24 protein-coding genes, 1 tRNA gene and 2 pseudogenes are annotated in these 25,694 nt (G+C 59.6%); 14 read left to right on the top strand and 13 right to left on the bottom strand.

Going from position 1 to position 25,694, the window contains the following annotated elements; translation table 11 throughout:
• From N4R57_02690 to N4R57_02660, 7 genes are all read right to left on the bottom strand, one after another.
• Positions 1-768, bottom strand: coding sequence for an SDR family oxidoreductase (locus N4R57_02690; protein ID UYV38031.1), 768 nt, complete (start codon positions 766-768; stop codon positions 1-3).
• A 10-nt stretch (positions 769-778) separates the two neighbouring features.
• On the bottom strand, positions 779-2,233 hold the full coding sequence (locus tag N4R57_02685; protein UYV38030.1) for an aldehyde dehydrogenase: 1,455 nt from the start codon (positions 2,231-2,233) through the stop codon (positions 779-781).
• Positions 2,234-2,245: 12 nt separating this feature from the next.
• Positions 2,246-2,956 (bottom strand): ABC transporter ATP-binding protein, encoded by a 711-nt coding sequence (locus tag N4R57_02680; protein UYV38029.1) that lies wholly within the window; start codon positions 2,954-2,956, stop codon positions 2,246-2,248.
• Complete coding sequence (locus N4R57_02675) at positions 2,949-3,677, bottom strand: ABC transporter ATP-binding protein (GenBank protein UYV38028.1); 729 nt, start codon at positions 3,675-3,677, stop codon at positions 2,949-2,951. Before N4R57_02675 ends, N4R57_02680 begins: the two co-directional genes overlap by 8 nt.
• Positions 3,674-4,588, bottom strand: coding sequence for a branched-chain amino acid ABC transporter permease (locus N4R57_02670; GenBank protein ID UYV38027.1), 915 nt, complete (start codon positions 4,586-4,588; stop codon positions 3,674-3,676). The genes N4R57_02675 and N4R57_02670 overlap by 4 nt, the downstream gene beginning before the upstream one ends.
• Positions 4,589-4,590: 2 nt before the next feature.
• Positions 4,591-5,454, bottom strand: coding sequence for a branched-chain amino acid ABC transporter permease (locus N4R57_02665; protein ID UYV38026.1), 864 nt, complete (start codon positions 5,452-5,454; stop codon positions 4,591-4,593).
• A 92-nt stretch (positions 5,455-5,546) separates the two neighbouring features.
• Positions 5,547-6,785, bottom strand: coding sequence for an amino acid ABC transporter substrate-binding protein (locus N4R57_02660; protein UYV38025.1), 1,239 nt, complete (start codon positions 6,783-6,785; stop codon positions 5,547-5,549).
• A gap of 234 nt (positions 6,786-7,019) precedes the next feature.
• Here N4R57_02660 and N4R57_02655 point away from each other — a divergent pair, with 234 nt between their 5' ends.
• Positions 7,020-7,877: an AraC family transcriptional regulator gene (locus N4R57_02655; protein ID UYV38024.1), complete on the top strand. Its 858-nt coding sequence runs from the start codon at positions 7,020-7,022 to the stop codon at positions 7,875-7,877.
• Between the two features lie 49 nt (positions 7,878-7,926).
• Here N4R57_02655 and N4R57_02650 read toward each other — a convergent pair whose 3' ends face one another.
• The gene (locus tag N4R57_02650; protein ID UYV38023.1) at positions 7,927-9,366 is read right to left on the bottom strand and encodes an amidohydrolase family protein; all 1,440 of its coding nucleotides are present in this window, start codon (positions 9,364-9,366) and stop codon (positions 7,927-7,929) included.
• Positions 9,363-10,049: a GntR family transcriptional regulator gene (locus tag N4R57_02645; GenBank protein UYV38022.1), complete on the bottom strand. Its 687-nt coding sequence runs from the start codon at positions 10,047-10,049 to the stop codon at positions 9,363-9,365. Before N4R57_02645 ends, N4R57_02650 begins: the two co-directional genes overlap by 4 nt.
• Positions 10,050-10,228: 179 nt before the next feature.
• Between N4R57_02645 and N4R57_02640 the strand changes: the two genes are divergently transcribed.
• The 10 genes and pseudogenes from N4R57_02640 to N4R57_02595 all read left to right on the top strand — a co-directional run bounded on the left by N4R57_02640 (position 10,229) and on the right by N4R57_02595 (position 19,920).
• Positions 10,229-11,047 (top strand): ABC transporter substrate-binding protein, encoded by an 819-nt coding sequence (locus tag N4R57_02640; GenBank protein ID UYV38021.1) that lies wholly within the window; start codon positions 10,229-10,231, stop codon positions 11,045-11,047.
• On the top strand, positions 11,014-11,799 hold the full coding sequence (locus N4R57_02635; protein ID UYV38020.1) for an ABC transporter substrate-binding protein: 786 nt from the start codon (positions 11,014-11,016) through the stop codon (positions 11,797-11,799). Before N4R57_02640 ends, N4R57_02635 begins: the two co-directional genes overlap by 34 nt.
• Before the next feature lie 67 nt (positions 11,800-11,866).
• Complete coding sequence (locus N4R57_02630) at positions 11,867-12,850, top strand: ABC transporter permease (GenBank protein ID UYV38019.1); 984 nt, start codon at positions 11,867-11,869, stop codon at positions 12,848-12,850.
• A gap of 15 nt (positions 12,851-12,865) precedes the next feature.
• Positions 12,866-13,783 (top strand): ABC transporter permease, encoded by a 918-nt coding sequence (locus N4R57_02625; protein UYV38018.1) that lies wholly within the window; start codon positions 12,866-12,868, stop codon positions 13,781-13,783.
• A gap of 5 nt (positions 13,784-13,788) precedes the next feature.
• Positions 13,789-14,757, top strand: a complete 969-nt coding sequence (locus N4R57_02620; GenBank protein ID UYV38017.1) for an ABC transporter ATP-binding protein — start codon at positions 13,789-13,791, stop codon at positions 14,755-14,757.
• Positions 14,754-15,772: pseudogene (locus tag N4R57_02615) on the top strand (ATP-binding cassette domain-containing protein). The gene N4R57_02620 and the pseudogene N4R57_02615 overlap by 4 nt, the downstream one beginning before the upstream one ends.
• Positions 15,772-16,425, top strand: a complete 654-nt coding sequence (locus N4R57_02610) for a flavin reductase family protein (GenBank protein UYV38016.1) — start codon at positions 15,772-15,774, stop codon at positions 16,423-16,425. The pseudogene N4R57_02615 and the gene N4R57_02610 overlap by 1 nt, the downstream one beginning before the upstream one ends.
• The gene (locus N4R57_02605; GenBank protein UYV38015.1) at positions 16,425-17,150 is read left to right on the top strand and encodes an aspartate/glutamate racemase family protein; all 726 of its coding nucleotides are present in this window, start codon (positions 16,425-16,427) and stop codon (positions 17,148-17,150) included. Before N4R57_02610 ends, N4R57_02605 begins: the two co-directional genes overlap by 1 nt.
• Positions 17,147-18,340, top strand: coding sequence for an amidohydrolase family protein (locus N4R57_02600; protein UYV38014.1), 1,194 nt, complete (start codon positions 17,147-17,149; stop codon positions 18,338-18,340). Before N4R57_02605 ends, N4R57_02600 begins: the two co-directional genes overlap by 4 nt.
• On the top strand, positions 18,340-19,920 hold the full coding sequence (locus N4R57_02595; GenBank protein ID UYV38013.1) for an amidohydrolase family protein: 1,581 nt from the start codon (positions 18,340-18,342) through the stop codon (positions 19,918-19,920). Before N4R57_02600 ends, N4R57_02595 begins: the two co-directional genes overlap by 1 nt.
• Before the next feature lie 288 nt (positions 19,921-20,208).
• Here the strand turns inward: N4R57_02595 and N4R57_02590 are convergent.
• From N4R57_02590 to N4R57_02575, 4 genes are all read right to left on the bottom strand, one after another.
• A tRNA-Arg gene (locus N4R57_02590) sits at positions 20,209-20,285 on the bottom strand.
• A gap of 47 nt (positions 20,286-20,332) precedes the next feature.
• Entirely contained in the window at positions 20,333-21,757 is a 1,425-nt protein-coding gene (locus tag N4R57_02585; GenBank protein ID UYV38012.1) for a HAMP domain-containing histidine kinase, read from the bottom strand.
• Between the two features lie 165 nt (positions 21,758-21,922).
• Entirely contained in the window at positions 21,923-23,341 is a 1,419-nt protein-coding gene (locus tag N4R57_02580; protein UYV38011.1) for an FAD-dependent oxidoreductase, read from the bottom strand.
• A gap of 32 nt (positions 23,342-23,373) precedes the next feature.
• Positions 23,374-24,108: a VTT domain-containing protein gene (locus tag N4R57_02575; GenBank protein ID UYV39494.1), complete on the bottom strand. Its 735-nt coding sequence runs from the start codon at positions 24,106-24,108 to the stop codon at positions 23,374-23,376.
• Positions 24,109-24,471: 363 nt separating this feature from the next.
• On the opposite strand from N4R57_02575, the gene rpmH reads away from it, so the two are divergent.
• The 3 genes and pseudogenes from rpmH (at position 24,472) to yidD (ending at position 25,550) form a co-directional block, all read left to right on the top strand.
• The gene (rpmH, locus tag N4R57_02570) at positions 24,472-24,606 is read left to right on the top strand and encodes a 50S ribosomal protein L34 (GenBank protein UYV38010.1); all 135 of its coding nucleotides are present in this window, start codon (positions 24,472-24,474) and stop codon (positions 24,604-24,606) included.
• A gap of 316 nt (positions 24,607-24,922) precedes the next feature.
• A pseudogene (gene rnpA / locus N4R57_02565) lies at positions 24,923-25,287 on the top strand (ribonuclease P protein component).
• Positions 25,284-25,550, top strand: coding sequence for a membrane protein insertion efficiency factor YidD (gene yidD / locus N4R57_02560; protein ID UYV38009.1), 267 nt, complete (start codon positions 25,284-25,286; stop codon positions 25,548-25,550). The pseudogene rnpA and the gene yidD overlap by 4 nt, the downstream one beginning before the upstream one ends.
• The last annotated feature ends 144 nt before the right edge of the window (positions 25,551-25,694 follow it).

The raw sequence follows: 25,694 nt of genomic DNA, 5'->3' as shown, positions 1-25,694 counted from the left end.
TCACACCGACATGCCGCCATCGGCCATCAACAAATGGCCGGTGGTGAACCCCGATTGCGCCGACGCCAGATAGAGCACTGACGCGGCAATCTCTGCCGCCGTGCCGTGGCGCCCCATCGGGATCATTTCGTTGAAAAACGCGGTCCCATCCCGCCCGATCTCGCGGCCCAAGCCATCCTCCACCGCTTTTTGAAAGCCGTTATCAACCGGCCCCGGCGCGATGGCATTCACCCGAATGCCGCGCGGTGCCAGATCCTTGGCCAGCACCCGCATCAAGCCGGTCAGCGCATGTTTCGCCGTGATATAGGCGTAAACCCCCGGATCGCCGCGCGTCGCCGCCACGCTTGAGGTCAGCACAATGCTGCCCCCCTTTTCCATCTGCGGCACGCCATGTTTGGCCAGCAAAAACGCCCCGCGCACATGCACCGCCATGACGGTGTCAAACACCTCGGTGGGATAGTCCTCAATCGGCGCCACGGTGCCAAACACCCCCGCGTTCGAGATCAGCACATCCAGCCTGCCAAACCGCTCCACCGTGCGCGCAATCGCGCGGCGCACCTGCGCCTCGTCGGTCACATCCGCGGCGATGCACAGAACCTCTCCCGCCGCCGCGCCAAACGCCTCGCCACAGGCCGCGTCAAGCGCCGCAAGGTCGAGATCAATCAAAGCCAACCGCGCGCCCTGCGCCCGCAAAAGCCGCGCCGACGCCATGCCAATCGACCCGGCCCCGCCAGTGACAAGACACACTTTGCCCTCAAGATCGAACATCGCGCGCCCCTTAAATCGGGTACTGCGGCTGACCATCCTGAACGGTGATCCAGCGTAGCGTCGTGAATTCCTCAATCGCCGCCATGCCGCCAAACCGGCCATAGCCCGAGTCCTTGACGCCGCCGAATGGCATCTGCGCCTCGTCATGCACCGTGGGGCCGTTGATGTGGCAAATGCCGCTTTCGATCCGCCGCGCAACGGCCATGGCCCGCACGGTGTCGCGCCCGAAAATGCTCGCCGACAGGCCATATTCGGTGTCATTGGCCACCCGAACCGCTTCGTCGATGCTGGCCACGCGCACCACCGATGCGGTCGGACCAAAGCTCTCCTCGGTATAGATCCGCATCGACGGCGTGACATGATCAAGCAGGGTCGCCTCCATCAAAACGCCATCCGCATGGCCGCCCGCGACGATCTTGGCACCCTTGTCCTCGGCATCGCGCACCAGCCCCATGATCCGCGCCACCGCGCCGCTGTCCACGACACAGCCGAGCGAGGTATTGCCCTCGCGCGGGTCGCCCACCGTCAGACTCCGCACCTTCGTGGCAAGCTTTTCGACAAACTCGTCGGCCACCGCTTCATGTACCACCAACCGTTCGGTCGACATGCAAATCTGACCTTGGTTCATATACGCACCAAAAGCGGCAGCAGCGACCGCAGCATCAAGATCGGCATCCTCCAGCACCACCATCGGGGCCTTCCCACCCAGTTCCAGCAACGCAGGCTTGAGGTTCTCGGCCGCCAGCTTGGCAATGATCCGCCCCACCCGGGTCGAGCCGGTGAAATTCACCCGGCGCACAGCCGAATGCTCAATCAACGCTTGGACAATCTCATTCGCATCATCCGGCGCGTTGGACAGCACGTTCAACACCCCCTTGGGCAATCCCGCCTCCTGCATCGCCTCAACGATAAGCGCATGTGTGCGCGGGCTAAGCTCGGAGGATTTCATCACCACCGTGTTGCCACAGGCCAAAGGCATCGCGATCGAGCGCACCCCAAGGATCACAGGCGCGTTCCAAGGGGCCATCGACAACACCACACCCGCCGGTTGGCGGATCGCCATCGCCATTGAGCCGGGGCGGTTCGACGGGATGATCTCGCCCTTGATCATGGTGGTCATCGACGCTGCCTCGCGCAGCATTCCCGCCGCCAACATCACGTTGAACCCCGCCCAGGCCGCCGTTGCGCCCAACTCCTCTGCCATGGCTGCGGCAATATCCGCCCCGCGGGCCTCAAGGTTGTCCGCCGCCGCCATCAACAGGCTGCGCCGCGCCGCCGGGCCGGTGTTCGACCATTCTGGAAACGCCCGCGCGGCGGCATCGGCGGCCCGGTTGGCATCCTCAACCGTGGCGGCGGCGGCGGCCTCGGTCGCCACCCCTCCGGTCAGCGGGTTGTTGCGGGTAAACGTCCGCCCCCCTTGGCCCTGCACTTTCTCACCATCAATCAAAAGGTCCAAAACGCTCATGTTCTTCTCCATTTACATATCGCCGCCCAAAAAGGCGTGCCTGACAGCCGCATCATTCATCAATTCATCCGAGGTGCCCGCGCCGATGATCCGCCCCGCCTCAAGCAGGTATCCGCGATCTGCATGGCGTAGGCTGATCTTCACATTCTGCTCGACGATCAACAGACCCACGCCGGTCTCGCGCACCCGCGCCAGCGCTTTGAACATGTCCCCCACCACAATTGGAGCAAGGCCAAGGCTCGGCTCGTCCAGCAACAAAAACTCGGGCTTGGACATCATTGCGCGCCCCACGGCCACCATCTGCTGCTCGCCGCCCGACATCGTGTGAACGAACTGTTTTCGCCGCTCGCCCAGCCGTGGGAAAATGTCCAGAACCTGCGCCAGCGTCTCTTCCTCGTGGCTGCGCGCCCGCGCCGGGGTCGCCCCCAGCCGCAAGTTTTCCTCAACCGTCATGCGCCCGACCACGCCGCGCCCCTCAGGCACCAGCGCGATACCGCGATTGGTGACCTTATGCGCCGCCACCCCGCTCAGAACCTCATTGTTTAACGTCACCGCGCCCCCGGCGGTGGGAACCATCCCCGCGATCGCCTTAAGCATTGTCGACTTGCCCGCGCCATTCGCGCCCAACACCACGACAACCTCGCCCTTGCTGACGGCAAAGCTCACGCCATCAACCGCCAAATGCTTGCCATAGCGAACGGTCATATCCTTCAGCTCAAGCATGATCATCCCCCAGATAGGCCTTGATCACCGCTGGCTCCTGCAACACCTCGGCTGACAGCCCCTCGGCGATCTTCTCGCCCGCGCTCATCACGATGCACCGCGAACACAGCGCGCGCACCGCCTCCATGATGTGCTCCACCAACAGCACGGTCATCCCCTGCCCCTGCAAATGCTGCACAAGGTCGATACCGATGCGCAACTCCGACGGGTTCAACCCCGCCAGCCATTCGTCCAACAACAACAGGTCCGGCTCCGAAGCCAGCGCACGCGCCATCTCCATCCGTTTCTGGTCGATATAGGTCAGGTTACCGACCTGCTCATCGCCGCGCCCCGCCAGCCCGACAAACCGCAGCTTCTCCTCGGCCAGATCGCGCGCCTCGCGCCCCCAATGCCGCTTTTTGCCAAACGCCAGCGACAACAACACATTCTCCGCCACGCTCAACGTCGGCAACGGGCGCACCAATTGAAACGTCCGCGCGACCCCGTGTTTGGCCACCCTATGCGGCTTCATCCGGGTGATGTCGGTATCACCAATCAGAACCTGCCCGCCATCACAGGGCAACGCGCCCGAGATCATGTTCAACACGGTCGTCTTGCCCGACCCGTTCGGCCCCAACAGGCCCACAACCTCGCCGGGTTGCAACGCGAACGAGACATCCTTGACCGCAACCAAGCCACCAAAGCGTTTGTGCAAATTGCGGATTTCCAGCGTCTTGCTCATGCCCGGCCTCCCTTGCGCAGATCGTCGATCTTGGCCAACACGCCGTTCGGCATGACAAATACGATCAGGATAAACAGCAGCCCAAGGATGATTGAAAAGTGATCGGGAAAGCTGACCGAGAGCCATTCAAACAGCAAGAACAGCGGAACCGCCCCCACCATTGGCCCCCAAAGCCGCATCGCCCCGCCCAATAGCGCCATGATCAGCGTCATAAAGCTGACCGTTGGGTTAAACACAATCGACGGCTCGATATAGGTCCAGCGCGGTGCCTGAATGGCCCCGACAAGGGTGATGATCGTGGACGATATGACAAACAACAACAGCTTGATGCGCGTCACATCAACCCCGGCATGGGCGGCAACACTCTCGTCATCGCCCACCGCCTTTAGCGCCAGCCCGATGCGCGACCGCCCGATCGCCCAAGAGATCAGGAAGGTCACAACCGCCAACGCCAATAGCTGCCAGTAAATGTGGCGCCCCTCGAATGGCAGAAAGACATAGCGCCCCATCGTGTAGGTCACATTAACCTCCCACCAACTCACGGTCTGGCGCACCAACTCGGCCAATCCAAAGGTGAAGATCACGAAATACACCCCGGCAAGGCGCAGCGTCGACAGGCCGACCACCAAGGCCATGACCATGCCGATCCCCCCGGCAGACAGCAGCACCAATGGATAGGGCAGAACCTCGTTCAAAACGGCCACCGTATAGGCCCCGACCCCGAAAAACGCGACCGTCGCCAGCGACACATAACGCGTCGGCCCGGAAAACAACGCCCATGCGGTCGCCAGGGTGACATAGCCCGTCATTCCCAACAGGACTCCGGTCCAATACTCGGACACAAACAATGGAGCGAGCGCCAACAAGACAACCGCAACAGCGACCAAAGCGAAACCATGCATCGTTTTCATCGTCACGCCTTTCCGAAAATGCCGTTGGGCCGCACCAGCAACAGCGCGAGGAACACGGTGTAAACCGCCGCCAGCGTCAGCCCCGGATCAATGTAGGCGGCCACGAATGTTTCAACGAGACCCAGCAAAAGCCCCGCGACAACCGCGCCGGGCACGCTGCCCTTGCCCCCAAGGATGACAACAATCAGCGCCTTCATCGTGAAAACCACACCGGCGGTTGCGGTAAAGGTCTGAAACATCGACACAACCACACCACCGGTCGCCGCCATCGCGCCCCCAATGGCAAAGGCCGTGCGCGCCGCGCGGTCGGTATCAATCCCGAACAACGGCGCGCTTTTCGGCGCAAGCGCCACCGCCCGCAGGATCATCCCCCAACGGGTGCGGAACAAAACAACCACCAGCACCCCGCCAATCACAAGGCTCAGCACAAACGCCAAAAGCCGGTTGGCCGCCACCACCGATCCCAAAACGTTCACCGGCGTGTTAAGGAAAGTATAGCTGGTATAGCCACCGCCAAAGAGCGTCAAAAGCACGCCCTGAATGACGAACAGCAGCCCGAATGTGACCAGAATACTGTCCACCTCAAGCGCGCCCTCATCCGGCGCGCGCGCCACCAGCGGCTTCATGATCACCCGATAAATCACATCGCTGATCAGATACCCCGCAGGCACAAGGATCAGCAGCGCGACAGTCGGGTTGATCGACAGGGTGGTAAACAAAACAAAGGTGGCAAAACAGGCCGCGATGATCGTATCCCCAAACCCGAGGTTCATGATCCGCGCAATACCGTACTGTATGGTCAGCCCCATCGCGACAAGCGCATAGGTTCCGCCAAGCACGAGCCCGTTGACGACATGTTCAAGCATGAAAGTTCAAGCCTTGTTAAGAGGGGGCAGAGGCGGCGGACGTATCCGCCGCTCCCCGGCCCGACAGGTGGTGACGGGTCAGTTGATCGGAATCAGTCCCAACCGGGCTTGGGCAGCTTCACCGCAGCGGTTCCCGCGCCGCCTTTGGCCGACACCGCCACAAATTGACCATCCTGCCACTGACCAACCCAGTTGATGGCGCGCAGCTGGTTGTTTTCCAGCCGAGTCTCGGCCCCCAACACGGTCGAGAATGTGCCACTCGACAGCTCCTTGGCCACCGCAGCTTTGTCCAGACCAACCCGCTCGATCGACTGCTCCAGCATCTGCAACGATGCATAGATCAGCACCGAACCCCAGTAATCCGGCGCCCGCCCGATCACTTCTTCATGCTTGGCACGATAGTCAGAATTCAGCTTGTTGTTCGGGTCGATCCCACCAAGGCTCATAACCCCTTCAACCGAGCCACCGGCGATCTTGGGATAGATCGGGAAACCGGCGCCCACGCCAAGGTAAAACACCGGCGGGCTGAAGCTCGACACCTTCGCCTGCTTGGTCAGCGCAAAAGTATGCGGAGGATAGCTGAACGCCACAAACGTGTCCGCCTTGGTGTTCGCCGCCTCGCTCAGGATGGTCGAGAAATCTGATGTCTGGGGCGGAAATGTCTTGTCATAGCTCACTTCGAACCCGGCCTTCTCGAACGTCTCACGCGCCGCCTTGACCAGATCAATACCAAAGCCATCCGCGACCGAGATCATGGCGATCTTGCCGTTGATCCGCCCGGCCTCACGCTCGGCAATCAGCACGTCTGCAAAGGCCGCTGTGTAATCAACACTGCCCCCCATGAACCAGAAACTCGTGTCCCAGCGTTTGACAAAATCCGGCGCCTTATCCGTCACCGCCGCACCGGCCAGATGCGGATAGCCGAACTTCGACATCAACGGCGCCACAGCAAGGTTAAACCCCGTGCCCCATGGCGGCAGGATGAAATCAACCTTGTCCTGTGTCGCCAAACGCTCGACCGCGCGCACAACCTCCTCGGCCGAGGACCGGTCGTCATAAACGATCACTTCAATCGGCAAACGGCTGCCATCGGGCATCTTCAACCCGCCCGCGTCATTGACCTCTTTGACCCACAATTCGTAATTCGGCGTCACGGTCATATCCGCACCGCCCGCGTTGGGCCCAGATTTGGAAATGGCATAGCCAAAGGTGACCTTGTCGCGCGCCTGCGCCTCTACCCCGATCACGCCAACGGCAAGCGCAAGCGCCGCAACCGCACATGTCGTCAACCGGCGCGCCCTACGGGCCGCCTTTGAAAGCGAATTTTTCATCTTTTTCCTCCCAGAATGTCGCGGAACGTCGCGGCCTGTTCGACCTGCCGTCCCGATCCCGCACTTCTCCCAAAGCGGGGACAAACAAACGCTACGCCCTTCTCCAATCCACGATAATAGACATTATGTGATTATAATTGTACATTTGTGGGAATAAATCACCTCCACCCACGCAATGCGCGCCCAACCCCCATCACGCCGCCCGCCCAACACCGCCGCAAACAGGACCGCCAAATGGACCGCCAAACCATCCAGGCCGAGCGTATCAAAAGCGCACTCACCAACACCGAATTTGCCACCTCTGGCGGGCGCGCAACCTTCGTGTTGCTCGTCTCGGGGCGCGGCTCTTTTGTGTCTGACGAGGTCGAACGCGACGTGCCCGGCCCCTGCCTGATCTGGGCGCCTACCGGCTGGTCCACCCGCATTTCGCTGACCGCAGGAACCCGCGGCTATCTCATCCGCATGCCCGAACGCGCCCTTGGCCGCGCCTTACCCACTGACGTGATCTCGGCCCATGTCCGCCAAGTGGTCAGCCGCCGCATCTTCCTGCCCGATATGTCGCCCGCAATGATCCGCGCTTTCGTTGCCCTGTTTGACAAAATCGAAACCGAATTGCACGAAATGGCACCGGGAAGCGACACCGTCCTGCACCATTGCGTCTCGCTGCTGATGATCGAAATTTGGCGTGCCGCCGCCCCGCCGCTTCAAGCCGCCGAGCCACAGCCACACCGTATCTCGGACAGCTTTCTCAACCTCGTTGAACTGCATCTGCAAAACCACTGGACCGTGGCGGAATACGCCCGCCGCCTCGGCGTTTCGCGCGACCGGTTGAACGATGCGATGCGCCGCGCCACCGGCACGCCGCCGCATCGCCACATCCAACGCCGCTTGATGGAAGAGGCCAAAACCCTGCTTGTCACCACCGATTTGCAAGTGGCCGAAATCGGCTACAAGCTCGGCTTCAACGACGCCGCCTATTTCACCCGCTTCTTCCGCCGCCACGAAAGCCTCGCTCCGGCCCAATTCCGCCGCACCTACACCCCGCTCTACCGCACCCGCACAGAAGAGGTGTCATTCGCCGAATGGCCCTGAGCCCGACCAAGCCCACAGCAACGCCGAAAACAACAGCGCAAGATTTTCTCTAAGTATCAGACCCCGCAGCGCGGTATGAACCGGTTGAGCGCTTCGCTTGCCTCCAAGACTGAGAAGACTCCGTTCTTGTGTCCAAGCGTTTGGCATCTGAAAAGACCCGATCAGCTGCCTTTTCGGCCTCGATCAGAATGTCTTCAAGATCAAGGTGTGGAACCTCCCGGCGTTCCATAAGCACACGGCCATCGACCAAAACCGTATCTACATCTGCAGCATTCGCAAAATGCGTAATGCGGTTAAGTGGCATGACCGGGGGCCAGAGATGCGGTTTTTGCCCATCGAGCAGAATGATATCCGCCCGCTTGCCGACCTCAAGTGACCCGATATGATCCTGCAAACCAAGGGCGCGGGCCGCATCAATTGTGCAAAGCTCCAATGTCTTCCCTTCCGGCAAAACAGACGCATCTTGGAAGTGGCGGCGATGATAGTGCATCGCTTGCGCCATGTGGCGGAACATATCAAAGCCCCGATCTGGCGCACCGGCGTCAGACCCAAGGCTGACCGTAATGCCCGCTTCAAGAAGTTCTGGAACGGGGCATCTCCCGTTGATCGACATAATGGCCGAAGGATTGTGAATGATCGTCGCACCAGTCTCCCGCAGCGCATCAAAATCGTCCGGCGTCAGATCAATGCTATGGCCAAGCGCTGCGCGAGGAGAGAGCAAGCCCAGATCCCGTGCAAGGGCGATTGTCCCTGAGCGATGGCCGTCTTGAGTGAGCAAAACTCCGGTGCGATCCTGCAAATCCCGCATCTCGGTGGACATGTGACGAATTTCGGCCTCGTGATCCGCCATATGATCTGAAGAATAGACCGGCAGTATCAAAGCAACGCCCGTGCGTCGGCCAAGAACATCATCGTGACGTGCAATCAAATCTGCACTCACTTCCATTTGCTGATCAAAGCTCACGGGGCGTTTATCCGGGCCAAACAGTTTGGGGAAAGGCAACCGACCCGGCCCAACCGCCATGAAAGTCCTTAATCCAGACTCAACCGTTGCCGCGCAATGCGCATCACCAGCGTCGCCGGTATCTGTCCTCATCACATCGGCCCCACCGCCGAGCAAGGAAACCGCTGTGGTGACACCGCCCAAAAGACGCTCCATCTGAGCAAGCCGCGCTTCTGCGTGCCAGAACTCAGGCGTCGACACCCCGGCATAAATCTCTTCACAAATTCTGAACCAAAGCGCTCCGTCACCGTCACCCGCAGCCCGGACAAGCCCGTGCCCCGAGTGGGAGTGCGTATCAATCAGGCCAGGCAGGGCGATCAGCCCCGGACGATCTATCACACGCTTCGCCGCTGGCGGCTCGCCTTGCCCAATAGCCGCGATCTGGTTGCCATCCACAGCGATCCAACCGGAGCCAAGCACGCGGCGCTCGGCATCAACAGTGACAATCGTTGCGCAGTGAATCACAATGTCATGTGGCAACGTCACAATAGAATATCCTTAAGATCATCAGTGGTTTCGCTGTCGTCCTCAAGATCAAGCTGCTCTTCCAGATGATCAATATGGTGGTTCATCAACTCTTGCGCACGCAAGGCGTCGCCCTCTCGAATGCTCGCAACGACATCTGCATGTTCATCAGGGCCGCAATGGGTTTGGCTGCGTGTCTGATACATCGCCATAATCAGCGAGGTCCGAGAAACCAGATCCCGCAACACGTCCCAAAGATAGGGCGACCCCGCGAGTTCTCCGATCAACGCATGAAAGCCGCCAGACAGCCGGATTGACGCTTTGATGTCGCCTGCATCTCGCGCGGCCCATTCCTGTGCAACATGCGCCTCAAGCTTTTCAAGCGCTTCGGGCGTGGCCGCCTCACAGAGACGCGCAACAAGACTGGCTTCAATTGTCCGGCGGGCGAAAAAAATATCGCGCGCCTCTTCCGCTGACGGTTGCGAGACAAACGCACCACGGTTGGGCACCAATGTCACCAACCCTTCATGCGCCAAAGTGGCAAGCGCCCGGCGGACACGCGCACGACTGACCGAAAATATCTCGGCCAGCTTTTCTTCTTTCAACCGCGTGCCCGGTTTGAGCTTGCGTTCAGCAATCGACAACCAGATCCGGTTGTAGATTTCCGCCTGCGGAGTGTCGGCCTTTGGATCGGTGGCAGCCATCTCTATTGATCTCAGACTTACTTGGTTAAATTTTGCACATCTTAAATTTATTCCAACAGGATTGTCGGCACAAGAAAATAAAATTGTAGACAATTTAATTGGAATATGTGTGCAATGTAGGGGCCGCAGGTTTTCGATTCTTGTCAGATTCCCTGTGAGCACCAAAACAAGAGGGATATATGACTATGCTTCGTCAGCTATTAATGACCGCCACCGCCGTCACATGTATTGCGACAGGAGCGAGTGCTGAAACACTGCGCTACGCTACCGCGCGCGATATTTATGGACTCGACCCACATGGAACTACCGATAGTTTCACCAACATCTTCACCCACCACATCTATGAACCTCTGGTCCGCTATGACGCAGAGATGAAGGTCGAGCCCGCCTTGGCCACCGAGTGGGAAGTGCTCGAACCAACGCGCATCCGCTTCAAGCTTAGGGAAGGCGTGACCTTCCAAGGTGGCGAAACTTTCGGTGCGGACGATGTGCAGGTTTCTCTTATGCGCGCCGCAAATCTGAAATCGCCGCTCACCGGAAACCTACCCGGCCTGAAAGCGGTCGAGATTGTAGACAATCTAACCGTTGATCTCATTCTGGACGGCCCGACACCGCTTCTCAACAACTACCTGACCAACATCTTCATCATGGATAAGGGGTGGCTCGAAGCGCACAATTCGGTCGAACCCATCAATGCCGGCCTTGGCGAAGAGGGCTATACAACCAACAACGCCAACGGCACCGGCCCGTTTATTCTGGAAAGCCGCCGGCCCGATGCGCTCAACGTCTTGGTTGTTAACAAAGACTGGTGGGACACGCCCCAGCACAACCTCACACGGATTGAACACTCGCCAATCGGATCCGACGCGACGCGCGTCGCCGCTTTGCTCTCGGGCGAGATCGACCTGATCGAGCCAGCCCCCTTCAAGACGCCGCGCGCATCAATGCGGCGGACGGCGTGCATATGCTCCAGAACCCCGGTTTGCGCAGCATTATGATGGGCATCAATATGAGCGATAAGCTTGTCGACGGAAACGTCGAAGGCAACCCTTTGAAAGACGTGCGCGTCCGTCAGGCCATGTATCATGCGATCAACATGGATTTGATCCGCGACCGCATCATGCGCGGAAAGTCACGCGTAACCGGCTCTCTTGTCGCGCCCGCCGTCAAAGGCTTTACCGATGCAATGGACGAGCGCCTGCCTTATGATCCGGCAAAAGCAAAAGCTCTGCTGGCAGAGGCTGGCTACCCGGACGGTTTTGCATTCAACCTGAATTGCCCGAATGACCGCTACGTCAATGATGAAGGCATTTGCCAAGCCATGGCCGCGATGCTCGCGCAATCCGGCTTTGAACCACGCTTGGTAACAGAACCGCGTCAGATGCACTTCCAAAAGGTCGATACAGCCAAAGTTGACGTGTACATGCTCGGCTGGGCGACATTGCCAATGCTCGATGGCTTCTCGGTTCTGTCTGCGATGCTGGCAACCAAAGACGGAAACTACGGCACGTTCACACCTCCGGGGTATTCAAACCCAAAAGTTGATGAGCTTACGCGTGCCGTCGCCATCGAAGTGGATGAACCCAAGCGTCTGGCCATGATGCAAGAAGCCCTGATGCTTGCCAAAGCAGATGTGCCTTGGTTGCCGCTTCATCAGCAACCTTTGTCGTGGGCCGCACGTGACACGGTTAAGGTGCCCCAAGCACCAGATGATCTGGTTCGCCTCTGGTACGCAAACGTCAACAAGTGAGACTGCGGCGGCCGGGGGTTCCCGGCCGCCATGACTGCCTCATGCAGCCATAAGAGAGAGTTCTGCCATGCTTGGTTTCCTACTCCGTCGTATTATTCAATCAGTGTTTGTCATGCTGACAGTCGCGCTGATTGCATTCATGATGTTTCGCTTCATGGGGGATCCTGTGAACTCTCTGGTGGCCGAAAATGCCACAACTGAAGAGCGCGAAGCAGTGCGCGAGCGCCTTGGCCTCAATCAGCCGCTCTGGGTGCAATACGGACGCTTTGTCGGCCGTGCCGCGACCGGGGATTTTGGCCTGTCATGGCGCAACGCCCGCCCTGTTTCGACGCTTCTGTCCGAACGCTTTCCGGCGACGGCAGAGCTGGTCTTCGTCGCTGCCAGCTTGTCTTTGCTAATAGGCATCCCGCTTGGCATTCTGACGGCTCTCAGGCCGAGAAGTTTTTCCGCTCAAAGCCTTCAGCTTCTATCACTTATCGGAATTTCACTGCCGACCTTCGTGACAGGCATCTTATTGATCCTTGTCTTTTCCGTATGGCTCGGCTGGCTCCCGTCGTTTGGCCGGGGCAAGGTTATCGACATCGGCTGGTGGTCAACCGGGTTCCTTACGCTTTCCGGCATCAAGGCCCTGATCCTACCCTCATTCATGCTGTGCCTGTTCCAACTCACGCTGATCATGCGACTGGTACGAGCCGAGATGATGGAAGTGCTGCGCACCGACTACATCAAATTCGCCAAGGCGCGCGGATTGACCAACAACTCCATCAACTTTCGCCACGCGCTGAAAAACACCTTGATCCCCGTCATCACGATTTTCGGGTTGCAACTCGGTGGCTTGATCGCCTTCGCGATTGTCACGGAAACAGTGTTCCAATGGCCGGGGATGGGGGCGCTCTTTATCCAAGCCGTCAGCTTTGGTGATGTGCCCGTGATGGCCGCCTATCTGGTTCTGGTCAGCTTGATCTTCGTTATCATCAACACAACCGTTGATGTCCTTTACGCCGTGCTCGACCCGCGCCTGCGCGTCGACAGCGCAAGCTCCGCACATTGATCGGGAGGGAAAACAATGACAACCAACACACTATCCCGCATGTTTGAAAGCGATCTCGCTTGGAGCTTTCGACAGTCCTGGACTGCAAAAATTTCCAGCCTTTTGCTCATCGGATTGTTTGCCTTGGCGTTGTTCGCGCCGATGCTGGCAACCCAGAACCCCTATGATCTGTCGCAACTCCTTCTCTGGGATAGCGAACTTCCCCCCGTTTGGGTTGAAGGTGGCGACGCACGCTACCTACTCGGCACGGATCAGCAAGCCCGAGACCTTTACTCCTCCATATTATACGGCTTGCGCCTGTCGCTAATCGTTGGCTTTGCCAGCGTTGCCTTGGCCGCAGGTCTGGGGATCACGATGGGCTTGCTCGGCGGCTTTCTCGGCGGGATGGTCGATGGCGCGATCATGCGCGTGGCCGACATTCTGCTCAGCTTCCCGGCGATCTTGGTTGCCCTGCTCGTCAATGGCGTCGCCCGCGGCGTGCTCCCGCCAGAGCGTCACGCTGACGCCGCGATCTGGGTCATGATCCTCGCGATCGGGCTGACAAACTGGGTGCAATATGCGCGCACGGTTCGTGGCTCGACAATGGTCGAACGCCAAAAGGAATATGTGCAGGCCGCTCGGATCAACGGAGTTTCGGGCACCGGCATCATGATCCATCACATTTTGCCCAACGTGCTCGGGCCCGTTTTGGTGATCGCGACGATCAACCTTGGCATGGCTGTTTTGACAGAGGCGACACTCTCCTTTTTGGGCGTCGGCATGCCAGCAACGCAGCCATCGCTCGGCACTCTGATCCGGATCGGGAACGAGTATTTGTTCTCGGGCATCTGGTGGGTGGTCATCTTTCCTTCGGTTGTGCTGGTGGCTCTTGTGCTTGCCGTGAATTTGCTGGGCGACTGGCTGCGTGACGCTCTGAACCCTAAGTTGAGGTAGAAAAAATGACCCTTTTGACCGTCGAAAATTTGACTGTGACTTTTCCGGGTCGTGCAGGCGTCGTCCACGCGATTGAAGATGTGAACCTGTCTGTCGCACCCGGAGAGATCTTGGGCATGGTCGGAGAAAGTGGTGCGGGCAAGTCTATGACAGGCGCCGCTATCATCGGCCTCATCGAACCACCGGGAAGGATCACCAAAGGGAAGATCACGCTCGAAGAACAGCGCATCGACACCCTTCGCCCGGAAGCAATGCGTCGCATTCGCGGGCGCAAAATTGGCGCGATCTTCCAAGACCCGCTTACCAGCCTCAACCCCGTGTTGACCGTTGGAGAGCAACTGATCGAAACCATCCAAACGCACCTCAAGCTGTCCAAGGTCGAAGCCCGCGAGCGGGCCATCGACTGGCTGCGTCGTGTTGGCATTCCAGCACCCGAGGCGCGGATCGACACTTACCCGCACCAATACTCCGGCGGGATGCGCCAGCGCGTCGTTATCGCGCTCGCCCTCTGCGCCGAGCCTAGCTTGGTGATCGCAGACGAGCCGACAACCGCTCTCGATGTGAGCGTTCAGGCACAGATCATCGCACTCTTGCGAAAACTTGCGCGCGAAACCGGTGTGGCTGTGCTGCTCGTAACCCATGACATGGGCGTGATTGCTGAAACAGCCGACCGGGTCGCTGTCATGTATGCTGGCCGAATTGTCGAAATCGGTGCGGTCGAAGAGGTTCTGACCAATCCCAAACACCCCTACACTTCGGGTTTGATGGCGTCGATCCCGCGGATCGGCCCGCGCCCTGACCAGCTTGCCCAGATCGAAGGCGCCATGCCTCGGCCAAATGCGCGCCCCGCAGGCTGCGCTTTCGGCCCTCGCTGCCCGCACCGGATGGAAATCTGCGGACAACAACGGCCAGAACTGAGAACAACGCAACTAGACTCTGTCGCTTGCCACCTGCAAGAGGAGGTTTCCGCATGACCGCCCCGCTATTGAATGTTCAAGGGTTAAAGAAGTCCTTCGACCTGTCCCAACCCCTGCTCAACCGCCTGCTTTCCGGCGCGGGAAAGCAATATGTGCATGCTGTCGATGGCGTCGATTTCTCCATTGAGAAAGGGACCACCCTCAGCCTTGTCGGAGAATCCGGCTGCGGAAAATCTACCGTGGCCAAGCTGCTCATGGGGCTTGTCCGCCCGTCTGATGGCAGCATCAAGTTTGACAACAACGAGCTGTCCGACGCGAAAGCCGGAGAACCGTCCGAGGTTCGCCGTCGCATGCAGATGATTTTTCAGGGCCCTTCGCAAGCTTGAACCCGCGCTGGCGCGTCGCCCGCATCATTGCAGAGCCGATGCTAAGCTTCGCAACACACCCCGATGCAACCGCGCGCCGCAAGGAAGTTGACCGCCTATTGGAGTTTGTCGGCCTTTCCGCAGCAGACGGCGAGAAATTCCCGCATGAATTTTCAGGCGGCCAACGGCAACGCATTTCTATCGCGCGGGCGATTTCTACAAAACCCGAATTCTTGGTCTGCGACGAGCCGACATCGGCGCTTGATGTGTCGGTCCAAGCGCAAATTCTGAACTTGATGCGCGAACTCCAGCAAGAGCTTGGCCTTACATATTTGTTCATCAGTCATGATCTGGCCGTGGTGAACTACATCTCTGACTATATCGGCGTTATGTATCTCGGCCGGTTGGTCGAACTTGCTCCAGCAGATCAAATCTTCGCCAATCCCCAGCATCCCTACACGCGGCTTCTTCTTGAAACCGTTCCGGACATTTCGATGGCCCATCGCGATGTCGATCGCCCTGCGGGAGAGGTGCCAAATCCGATCACACCGCCCAAGGGCTGTCACTTCAATCCGCGTTGCCCCCTTGCAAACGAGCGTTGCAAAAGCGAAGCACCCGCATTTTTGCAACATGGCAATAGCCACGTGCGCTGTCATGCCGTCCAAGAAGGCCGCACAGATGTTGCCCCCACAAGAAAGATTGCCTGATGGACTTTGACTTCACCCAACTGCCGCCACAGGATCGCTACCGTCTTTTGACAAACTTCGTCGGGCCGCGCCCCATTGCTCTTGTGACCACGCGCTCTGAAGCAGGTCACACCAACGCCGCCCCGATGAGTTTCTTTAATGTCTTCTCGCAAGACCCGCCCATTGTGATCCTCGGGATTCAGACGCGCGGCGACGGCGGCGAAAAAGATACCGTCGTCAACATCCGCCGCACTCAGGAGTTCTGTGTGAACATGGTCGACATGGAAATTGCTGATGCAATGATCCTGTGTGGCGTGAATTTCCCGAGCGACGTTGATGAGCCCTCGTTTGCAGGGCTTTCAACAGCAGAGTGCCGCCAGATTGACGCGCGCTACGTCACGCGAACGCCCTGCGCGATGGAATGCAAGGTCGAGAGAATAATCGACTTTCCGAACCGAGCGATAATCTTGGGTGAAGTTGTCGAAATGACGGTTCGCAACGACTGTCTCGATGCTGGCGGTCGCTACGTTGACCCCGAGGTGTATCAACCCATCGCGCGGCTGCACGCAGACAATTACATCGTCGCTGACCAGCAATTCGAGTTGAAGAAACCAAAAGAAGCGGATGCTTGGGAAGCCGCTCGCTTGTCTCCGGCTGAAGGGCGAAAACCGTAATGCGTGTTCATGTCATAAACCCGAATTCAACCGTTTCGATGACCGCCCAAATCGGAAGAGCCGCGCGTCGCGCCGCCAGCGCCGACACCGAGATTGACCTTGTGACGGCAACCGGCACACCTGCTTCTATCGAAGGATATGCCGACGAAGCCCTAGCAGTGCCTGCATTGCTGGCGGCCATTCGCGCAGCCGAGAAAGCAGGCGCAGACGCGCATGTGATTGCGTGTTTCGACGACCCGGGCTTATCTGCCGCCAGAGAAGTCGCAGGCGCTCCCGTGATAGGGATTTGTCAGGCCGGGGTGCAAGTGGCTCAAACTTTGGCCACGCGTTTCTCTATCGTGACGACGCTGCCGCGCTCTGTGCCGATCATCGAAGATCTGGTCGACAGCTATGGAGCAACGCGTCATTGCCGTCGTGTGCGCTCCGTTGATCTTCCGGTTCTGACGCTGGAAACCGAAGCCGACAGCGCTTACGCGCTTATCGCAGCAGAGGTGCGCGCCGCCCGCGATCTGGACGGCGCCGAAGCGGTCGTGCTTGGCTGCGCTGGCATGGCCGAATGGTGCGAAAAACTAACGGCGGAAACCTCGGTTCCTGTGATTGACGGTGTAACGGCTGCAGTTCGCACAGCAGAAGCCTTGATCGGGATGAAATATCGAACATCAAAACTTGGTGGCTTCGCATGGCCGCTGACAAAAATCGGCGGCTTTGCCCCGGAGGTAGCATGACAGATCTTCTTATTCGCAACGTCCGCCCACTCGGCTCGGCGCCGACTGACATATTGATCAGCAATGGCCGCATTGCAAAATGCGCGGCCCAGATCGAAACGGCGCAAGCGCAAGTCGAAGACGCGAAAGGCGCCATTATGGTCCCCGGTTTGGTCGAAGCGCATACCCATCTGGACAAGACGTTCATGGGCATGGGCTGGTATCCAAATACCGTTGGCTCTGATTTGCAGTCGATGATCGACAACGAGCGCAGTGAACGGCGCCGCCTCAACCATGATCCGCACCAACAATCCATGCGACACGCATTGGCGCTCGTTGGCAACGGCATCACCCATATTCGCAGCCACGTCGATGTCGATACGGAAAACGGCCTCGCCGCAATAGAAGGCGTGCTCAAGACAAAAGACGCCCTCAAAGACGTGGTTGATATCGAGATTGTTGCCTTCCCCCAATCTGGCCTCATGGTCAGACCCGGCACCGCCGAGCTCTTGGACCAAGCAATGGCGATGGGTGCAGACCTTGTTGGTGGGCTTGACCCATGCGGAATAGACAGCGACCCCAAGGGACATTTGGACACGATCTTTGGCCTCGCTGAAAAGCACGGCACAGGAATTGACATCCACCTGCACGAAGGCGGCACCTTGGGCGCGTTTTCGATGGAAATGATCCTTGAAAGGACGCGTGTCTTGGGCATGAAAGGGCAGATTTCCATCAGCCACGCCTTCTGCCTTGGAATGCCGGATTGGAACAGAACCGAGGCTTTGCTAGAGGCCCTTGCCGATCAAGACGTGGCTATTTTGACCACAGGATCGCCCTCATCAGACGTCCCCGCGGTCAAGCGCGTTCTCGGCGCTGGCATCCGTCTGGGAGCAGGCTGTGACGGGGTCATCGACACTTGGAACCCGTGGAACCGCGCCGACATGCTCGACCGCGCACGGATCGTGGCGCAGAAAAACAATATGCGTTCGGATGCCGATCTGGCTCTGGCGCTGTCGATCTGTTCAAGCGGCGGTGCGCAGGTGATGGGCGTAAAAGGCCACGGCGTCGACCTTGGAAACAACGCCGATTTTGCACTCCTCTCGGGCACAACCCTGGCCGAGGCTATCGCAACAGGGGGCCCTGTGAAATTGACCGTGAAAGCGGGCAAGATCACGGGCCGCGACGGCAAAGCGATACAGGAGGCCTCTTGATGCTTGATCTGCTGCGCTTGGGGCAACGCCCCGAAGGCCGAACCTTATTGACCGCGCGTTGGGTTGTTGGCCATCAAAACGGCGGCCACCGTTTGCTTGAAAACGGCGAGGTGGTGATCGAGCACGATCGCATCCTCTACGTCGGCCCTCGATTTGAAGGAGAGGTCGCACGTCGAATTGACATGGGCGATGCTCTGATCTCGCCGGGGTTGATCGACCTTGATGCTTTGTCAGATCTCGACACCACCACTCTTGGTGTCGACTGTGGCCCCGCTTGGGCCAAGGGCCGCGTTTGGCCCCAAAGCTACGTTGATCGCGGCCCCTATGAAATGTATTCACAAGAGGAACTCGCCTTTCAAAAGCGCTTCAGCTTTGCGCAGCTCTTGTGCAATGGCATTACCTCGGCCCTGCCAATTGCATCACTGTTCTATCGCGAATGGGGCGAAACGGTCGCCGAATTCGAGGCCGCAGCCCAAGCGGCTGGCGAATTGGGCTTGCGGGTCTGGCTTGGCCCGGCCTTCCGCGCAGGGGGCATGGTTTGCACCGCTCCCGGCGTTCTTGAACCGCGCTTTGACGAAAGCCGCGGTCTCGCGGGTCTGGACTCTGCGGCCGAGTTTATCAACGCGAACGCGGGGCGGTTTGACGGGTTGGTTCAAGGCATGCTCGCGCCCGATCGCGTCGAAACCTGCACCGAAACGCTGCTAACAAGAACCATGCAGACGGCGAACGACCTGAATGTGCCCGTGCGTTTGCATATGGCCCAAGGCCAAATGGAGCGTGAAACGGTTCAGTCTCTGCACGGCACAACCGCGCCGCAATGGCTGGCCAGTTTCAATGGCTTGAACGCCCGGCTCATCGCGCCGCATGCGACCGTCGCTACGGAAAACGATCTGCACCTCTACGCGGATCATGGCGTAACCGTTGCGCATTGCCCGTTGGTTTTCGCCCGCTCAGGAGCGATGCTGAAGTCGTTCAGCAAATTGCGCAACATGGGGATCAATATCGGAATGGGAACCGATACGGCTCCGCCGGATATGGTGCTCAACATGGCTGTCGGTGTGATGATGGCGCGCATGGCAGGTGACAGCGTGACCGAAGCCGCCCCCGAGCACCTGTTTGACGCCGCAACGCTTGGCGGGGCATCTGCGCTTGGCCGCGCCGATCTCGGACGCATAGACGCGGGTGCCAAAGCCGATATTGCAGTTTTCGACATGTCTGACGCGATGATGGCGCCACGCGTCGACCCCATTCGCACCCTGATCTTGGGTGCAACTGGACGGGTCACAAAAGCGGTCTTTGTCGATGGACGCCTCTCTATGCGAGACGGTCAGGTGGTTGACTGGGACTGGTCCGAAGCCCGCGCCCGCGTTCAAAAACAGTTTGATGGCTTAGTGGAACAATACCCTGAGAGAACATGGGGGCATCCGGAAATCGAGCAAATATTCCCCCCGCCTACCCGCGGTTTCAGTGAACGCCCAAGTCAACCTGATACAGCCTCAATAACGCCCGCCCGACAGACCGCATTGCGCCCTGAGTGTCATCGAAAAGGGCCGGAAGTGAACGTTTGCGACAGAGGCTAACCTCAGCCCCTGGGGGGGGGCGATCCAGCAGCCGTTTTGAAGTGATTAATGCCCGCCAAACACATCCACAGACCGAAAGACGCATCCAAATCAACCAAATCGCCAGCCCAAGAGAGGGGCTGACGATAGCCGGGCACCTGCGGTGCGGTTCACCGGCTTGGTGCGCTTGCCTCTTCTGACCCGGCGCGGATGGTAAACTGAGCAGTTACAATCTCGGGTGTGCTTAGACGAAAACGCAACTCAACGCCCAACAAGGCAAAGTAAGTTGGTTTCTGATGGGGGGGTAAGTGGCGGACCGAGGAGGATTCGAACCCCCGACCCCCTGATTCGTAGTCAGGTACTCTATCCAGCTGAGCTATCGGTCCGTGAGGGCCTGACTTAGCTTCAAGCCCAGCGGTTGGCAAGAGGCAATTCAGGATTTTTCCCGCATCATTTCACCCGGCTCCCCGGAACCTTGCTCAACCTCGCCTCTCGGCAGGCGAATGGCGAACTCTGTGCCCGTTTCATCGGTGCGCTCCAGCGTCAGGGTGCCACCATGTCCGCGGATCAACTCTGCCGCAATCGCAAGGCCAAGCCCGGTGCCCTCCTTGCGCGTGCCCCCTTGAAACGGGCGGAACAGATGGTCGCGCGCCTTCTGCGGCAGGCCCGGCCCGGTATCAATAATGCGGATCACCGAAAAACCATCCTCTTCGCCCGCTGAAATGCCGATCTCTCCCGGCTGACCCGTCGCCAAAATCGCCTGACGCGCGTTGCGCACAAGGTTCGCGATCACCCGGTAAAGCTGTTCGGGATCGGCGGACAGCATATACCCCCTTGCGATATCCTCACCAAGGCTCACCTCGCCCTCACCGATCGACAACCGCTCCGACGCCAGCACATCGTCGATGATCTCGCTCAGATCGAGCTCGACAAGCCGCGGCGCAGGCTCCTCCGCCTTGCCATAGGTCATCGTCGTCTCGCACAGGTTCACGGCACGGCGGATCGAATTCACCAATTTGGGCGCCATCCGCATCACCGCCGGATCTTCGCTCATCTCGATCCGGTCCGTGAACAATTGCGCCGAGGTCAGAATATTGCGCAGATCGTGCGAAATCTTGGCCACGGCCTCACCCAATTGCGCCAGACGCTCGCGCTGCTTGAATGCGCTGGTCAGCTGGGTTTCCATCTTCTGCAGGGCTTCTTCCGCCTCGCGAAGCTCCCTCACCCCGGCCTTGGGCACGATGATCCTGCGGGCGTCTTCGGGGTCGGCGGCATAGCTTTGCATATCGCGCACCACCCGCTTGATCGGATGCACAAGAAACCCGCGCACCGCGAGAAACAGCAATAGCGCTGTGAAAACCGAAATCACCGCCGACAGCACCAAAATCCGCACGCCATAGTCAATCATCGCCATGCGCAGCGGTGCGGTTTCCATCGTCACTTCGATCAACAGACCGGCCTCGCGCACCGGGTTGCCGATCACCCGGATGACCTTTGGCTCGGAATCAAACAGCCGCGCCATCGCGTCCCGGATCAACGTCAAAGGCTTGCCATCACGTAGATCAAACGTCTCATCAATCGGCAGAGGCATCGGCGCCGCCAGGATCAACTGGCGCGCTTCGTCGCGGCGCAAAACCACGTTGAACACTTCGGCATTGCGCAGCAATTCTTCCTCAAGAGAGGCATCAATCATGTCATCCGCCAACAGCGCAAGCGAGGCGATCTGCGCCCGCTCCAACCGGCTCAGCAGGTAATCTTCGCGGAACCGCGCCACCGACGGCACAAAGATCAGGATCTCGGCCAGCATCACGAACACTGTGGTCAGGATCAAAAACCGCCCGGAGAGAGAGTTCAGCACGCGCGCGCCTCCTCCCGGCAAGCCTCTGGTCGGCAAATAACTGGCCGGCAAACCTCAGCCCGACAATCATCTGACCGCCAACCAACAGCCCACCACCCGTCCGGGCGGCCCGCTTTGCATCTGTCCGTAACCCGTTTCACCGTTTCACCGTCTCAATACCCGCCCTCACGGCAACCAGCGCTGCACCAGCCCGACCACCCGCTTCACACCCTTGCTATCAAAAAGCCGGGGCGAGAAATAGGCTCCCGCCACGCGTTTCGATATTTCCCCAATCGTGGGGTATGGCGAAATCATTGCTGCCACCTGACCCATCTTCATCTTGTTGGCAAGAACCAGCGCCCAGAGGTTTATATGTTCCCCCGCACCGTGTCCTACAATGGTTGCGCCAATGGGTCGCCCCTTAAGCACCATAACCTTGATGAACCCTTTGGTTTTACCCTCGGCGATGGCCCGGTCATTTCCGGCATACTCGAACCGCGCAATTTCCAGCTTGTCTCCATGCGCCTCGCGGGCTTCCCCCTCGCTCATGCCAACCTGCGCCAGCTCGGGCGAGGTATATGTCGCCCACGGCACATGATCGGTGCGTGCCTTGGCTGGCAGGCCGAACAAGGCCGAGCGGATGATAACCCCCGCCTGATAGCCCGCCACATGGGTGAATTGGGCGCCGCCGGTCACATCTCCGATGGCGTAAACCTTGCGGTTGGTGGTTTTCAACGAGGCATCAACCTTGATCCCCGCTTTCGTCGTCTCGATCCCTGCAACATTCAGGTTCAGCCGCTCCAGATTGGGCTTGCGCCCGACGGCCATCAGCAAATGCGAGCCCTTGAACACGCGCCCGTCCTTGACCTCGACCTCAATCGCGCCCGCCGTGCCACGGATTTCCGCGGCCAGCGCATCCTCGGCAATCACGATCCCCTCGCCGCGCAGGCTGTCCAGAACAAGCGCCGCCGCTTCCGGGTCATCCCGGCCCAGCGCCTTGGCGCCTTCAATCACCGTAACGTCACAGCCCAGCCGCCGATGCGCCTGCGCCATTTCCATGCCAATCGGCCCACCGCCGATGACCAACAAATGCGTCGGCTTTTCGCGCAACTCAAACAGCGTCTCGTTGGTTTCATATGGCACCGAGTCCAGCCCCGGAATAGGCGGCACAAACGGCGACGACCCTGTGGCAATCACCACCCGGCGCGCGCTGATGCGGGTGTCACCCGCCTGCACTTCGTTCGGTGATACGAATGCGCCGTAGGCCTCGATCACCCGCACGCCCAGACTTTCGAACCGCTCGACCGAATCGTGTGGCTCGATCGTGCCAACCACGGCGGCAACATGATCCTTGGCCGCCGCGTAATCCACCTTGGGCATGACCGGCGCGATCCCCATCGCCGCGCCCGCGCCCATCGCATGGGCCGCGTTCCCGGCGGCGATCAACGCCTTTGACGGCACGCAACCATAGTTCAGACAGTCGCCGCCCATCTTGTGCCCTTCAAGCAAGGTCACATCCGCGCCCATTTGCGCCGCTCCCGACGCAACCGACAAACCGCCCGAGCCGCCGCCAATCACAAGGATATCCGTCTTGATCTGCTTCATTAGGTCATTCTCTCATGCTGTATGTGTCGCGCTCAAAGCGCCTTGCCGCCCCGCAGCGCCTTGATCGCAATGGGAAGCGCGGCCAACGCGCAAAGCCCAAGGATCGGCAACAGGATATGCGGCTCGAAAATAATGCCGAGGTTGGGCGTCTCGCCCCGTTCAAACACCTCGCCCAGACCCGCGCCGACGCTGGTGTACACCACCGCCCCCGGAATGATCCCGACAAAGGTAGAGGCCACAAACCGGCGCAACGGCACCCCAACAAACGCCGGCACAAGGTTGGCCACGAAAAACGGCACGGCAGGCACCAGCCGGATCAGAAACAGCATCGACCATTGGTTCTCGTCGATCCCGTCCTTGATCTTCTTCACCGCGCCCTTGCTGTCTTCCAGCTTCCGACCCAGCTTCTCACCAAGCCCCCAACGCGCCGCGAGGAAAATCAACGTCGCACCAACCGTCGCCGACGCCACGTTGAACAGCGCACCGGGGAATGTCGCAAACAAAAACCCCCCGGTCAGCGTCGCCACCAACGCACCGGGCAGCGAAAATGCCACGATCGTCACATAGGCCGCGATAAACACGGCCACGGTCGCCGCATAATGCAGATCGCGAAAGGCGATCAACGCCTCGCGGTTGTCGCGCAGCGCCTCGAAACTCAGGTAATCGCGAAGCGTAAACGCCCCGATCACCGCCACTGCCAAAATCGCGACAATCGGCAGCGCGCGCACCAATGGGTGTTTCTCGTTTGGTAAATTCGGGTTCGTCATATCGCTCATCTCTGGCTCGTGCCTTTCCATTGGTGTGCCATGAAAATGCGCTTACCGCCGCTGCAATCCTACCCCTATCACGCCCCCTTGATGGGCCACGCCGCTTTTCGTGAGGATTCGGCGCGAATGTGTCAGCCTTCGTAACATTTCCCCCGTTTACCCCCCGCTTTTCGCCGTGATCACCTGTCGGCGGGGCGGAATTATTGCAATTCCCGGCAAAACCGGCGCTAAACTCTCTCCAATCCCCCTCAAACCGCCCAAACAGGTTTGACAGCGCCGCAACACCCACCTATAGACCGGGCTTCGACATTCATGGGCACTCGCGATTCCGCGCGCCTGCCCGCAATTAACGGAGACGGAGCGATGAAACGCACCTATCAGCCCTCTAACCTGGTTCGCAAACGCCGCCACGGTTTCCGCGCACGCATGGCTTCCAAAGCTGGCCGCAAGATCCTGAACGCTCGCCGCGCACGTGGCCGCAAGAGCCTGAGCGCTTAAGGAACTGGGCCGATAACCCGGCCCTGCCTTACGGCTGCTCTATTGCGACAAGCATTCCAGAACCGCCCCGGCCTCGCGCCCGGGCGGTTTTCGCTTGTGCCACGTTCTGCTAAACGCCCGCCACGCGCAGCCCGCGGAAGGACAGCCCGCACCATGAGGACTGCAGCTTTGCCATTGCCCATTTGCCCACCCCGCAATCGTCAAGGCGCGCCAACCCAATCCCGGCGCAACAGCGCCATGCCCGACCTCCCCCTAGGGAGGGCATGCCGCTGTCACGCCGCTTCAATCGCAACGCCATCCTGAGCGATTTTCAGCCATGACCCCCACGCTCGAAACCCTGCGCAACCGCCCCGATTTCCTCGCCTGCGCCCGTGCTGGCCGGCAGGGCACGCGCGGCATGATGGTTCAGGCCCGCCGCCGCGCGCCCGGCGAAACCGATACTGACCCCGACACGCCCACCATCCGCGTCGGATTCACCTGTTCGAAAAGGTCGGCAACGCCGTCGCTCGCAACCGCGCCAAACGTCGCCTGCGTGAAATCGCCCGGCTGGTCCTGCCCACCCATGGCCGCCCCGGCTGGGACTATGTCCTGATCGGCCGCAACGGTGCCACCGCCGAGCGGCCCTTTGACGCCCTCCAAGGCGATCTGATCCATGCCCTCAAACAGTTGCACAAACCATGAGCCCGCTTGCCTGGCTCTTCTCGTTGCCGGTGCGGGCCTATCGGCTGATCTTCTCGCCTTGGGTCGGCCATAACTGCCGCTATCAACCCACCTGCTCGGCCTATGCGCTTGATGCTCTAAAAACCCACGGCGCGATCAAGGGCGGATGGCTCGCTCTGCGCCGTATTTTGCGCTGCAATCCATGGGGCAGCTGCGGCTATGACCCCGTGCCCGGAACCGACCCCAATCACGACCACAAAACCTGCGATCACCACAAGCCTTAAGCCCGCTCACCCCTTACGCCCGAAGAGCGCCCCGATCAGCGGCAAGAGGACCCACATCGCCGTCTCGAACAGCCACACGTTCTTCAACCTATCGCCGTCAAGCGACAAGTCCGTCCGCCCCCACCAGCCACCCGTCACCGCGCT

The organism is Rhodobacteraceae bacterium D3-12 (genome assembly GCA_025916135.1).
Taxonomy (GTDB): domain Bacteria; phylum Pseudomonadota; class Alphaproteobacteria; order Rhodobacterales; family Rhodobacteraceae; genus JAKGBX01.
This window is presented reverse-complemented; position numbering and strand designations above follow the sequence as displayed.

What these genes read in the sequence shown, in the direction of transcription:
- N4R57_02685 (UYV38030.1), bottom strand. Translation starts at nt 2,233, where the DNA reads ATGAGCGTTTTGGACCTTTTGATTGATGGTGAGAAAGTGCAGGGCCAA.
- N4R57_02645 (UYV38022.1), bottom strand. Translation starts at nt 10,049, where the DNA reads ATGGCTGCCACCGATCCAAAGGCCGACACTCCGCAGGCGGAAATCTAC.
- N4R57_02665 (UYV38026.1), bottom strand. Translation starts at nt 5,454, where the DNA reads ATGCTTGAACATGTCGTCAACGGGCTCGTGCTTGGCGGAACCTATGCG.
- rpmH (UYV38010.1), top strand. Translation starts at nt 24,472, where the DNA reads ATGAAACGCACCTATCAGCCCTCTAACCTGGTTCGCAAACGCCGCCAC.
- N4R57_02620 (UYV38017.1), top strand. Translation starts at nt 13,789, where the DNA reads ATGACCCTTTTGACCGTCGAAAATTTGACTGTGACTTTTCCGGGTCGT.
- yidD (UYV38009.1), top strand. Translation starts at nt 25,284, where the DNA reads ATGAGCCCGCTTGCCTGGCTCTTCTCGTTGCCGGTGCGGGCCTATCGG.
- N4R57_02635 (UYV38020.1), top strand. Translation starts at nt 11,014, where the DNA reads ATGCTCCAGAACCCCGGTTTGCGCAGCATTATGATGGGCATCAATATG.
- N4R57_02610 (UYV38016.1), top strand. Translation starts at nt 15,772, where the DNA reads ATGGACTTTGACTTCACCCAACTGCCGCCACAGGATCGCTACCGTCTT.
- N4R57_02660 (UYV38025.1), bottom strand. Translation starts at nt 6,785, where the DNA reads ATGAAAAATTCGCTTTCAAAGGCGGCCCGTAGGGCGCGCCGGTTGACG.
- N4R57_02580 (UYV38011.1), bottom strand. Translation starts at nt 23,341, where the DNA reads ATGAAGCAGATCAAGACGGATATCCTTGTGATTGGCGGCGGCTCGGGC.
- N4R57_02675 (UYV38028.1), bottom strand. Translation starts at nt 3,677, where the DNA reads ATGAGCAAGACGCTGGAAATCCGCAATTTGCACAAACGCTTTGGTGGC.
- N4R57_02595 (UYV38013.1), top strand. Translation starts at nt 18,340, where the DNA reads ATGCTTGATCTGCTGCGCTTGGGGCAACGCCCCGAAGGCCGAACCTTA.
- N4R57_02575 (UYV39494.1), bottom strand. Translation starts at nt 24,108, where the DNA reads ATGACGAACCCGAATTTACCAAACGAGAAACACCCATTGGTGCGCGCG.
- N4R57_02625 (UYV38018.1), top strand. Translation starts at nt 12,866, where the DNA reads ATGACAACCAACACACTATCCCGCATGTTTGAAAGCGATCTCGCTTGG.
- N4R57_02655 (UYV38024.1), top strand. Translation starts at nt 7,020, where the DNA reads ATGGACCGCCAAACCATCCAGGCCGAGCGTATCAAAAGCGCACTCACC.
- N4R57_02690 (UYV38031.1), bottom strand. Translation starts at nt 768, where the DNA reads ATGTTCGATCTTGAGGGCAAAGTGTGTCTTGTCACTGGCGGGGCCGGG.
- N4R57_02605 (UYV38015.1), top strand. Translation starts at nt 16,425, where the DNA reads ATGCGTGTTCATGTCATAAACCCGAATTCAACCGTTTCGATGACCGCC.
- N4R57_02600 (UYV38014.1), top strand. Translation starts at nt 17,147, where the DNA reads ATGACAGATCTTCTTATTCGCAACGTCCGCCCACTCGGCTCGGCGCCG.
- N4R57_02630 (UYV38019.1), top strand. Translation starts at nt 11,867, where the DNA reads ATGCTTGGTTTCCTACTCCGTCGTATTATTCAATCAGTGTTTGTCATG.
- N4R57_02680 (UYV38029.1), bottom strand. Translation starts at nt 2,956, where the DNA reads ATGCTTGAGCTGAAGGATATGACCGTTCGCTATGGCAAGCATTTGGCG.
- N4R57_02640 (UYV38021.1), top strand. Translation starts at nt 10,229, where the DNA reads ATGACTATGCTTCGTCAGCTATTAATGACCGCCACCGCCGTCACATGT.
- N4R57_02670 (UYV38027.1), bottom strand. Translation starts at nt 4,588, where the DNA reads ATGAAAACGATGCATGGTTTCGCTTTGGTCGCTGTTGCGGTTGTCTTG.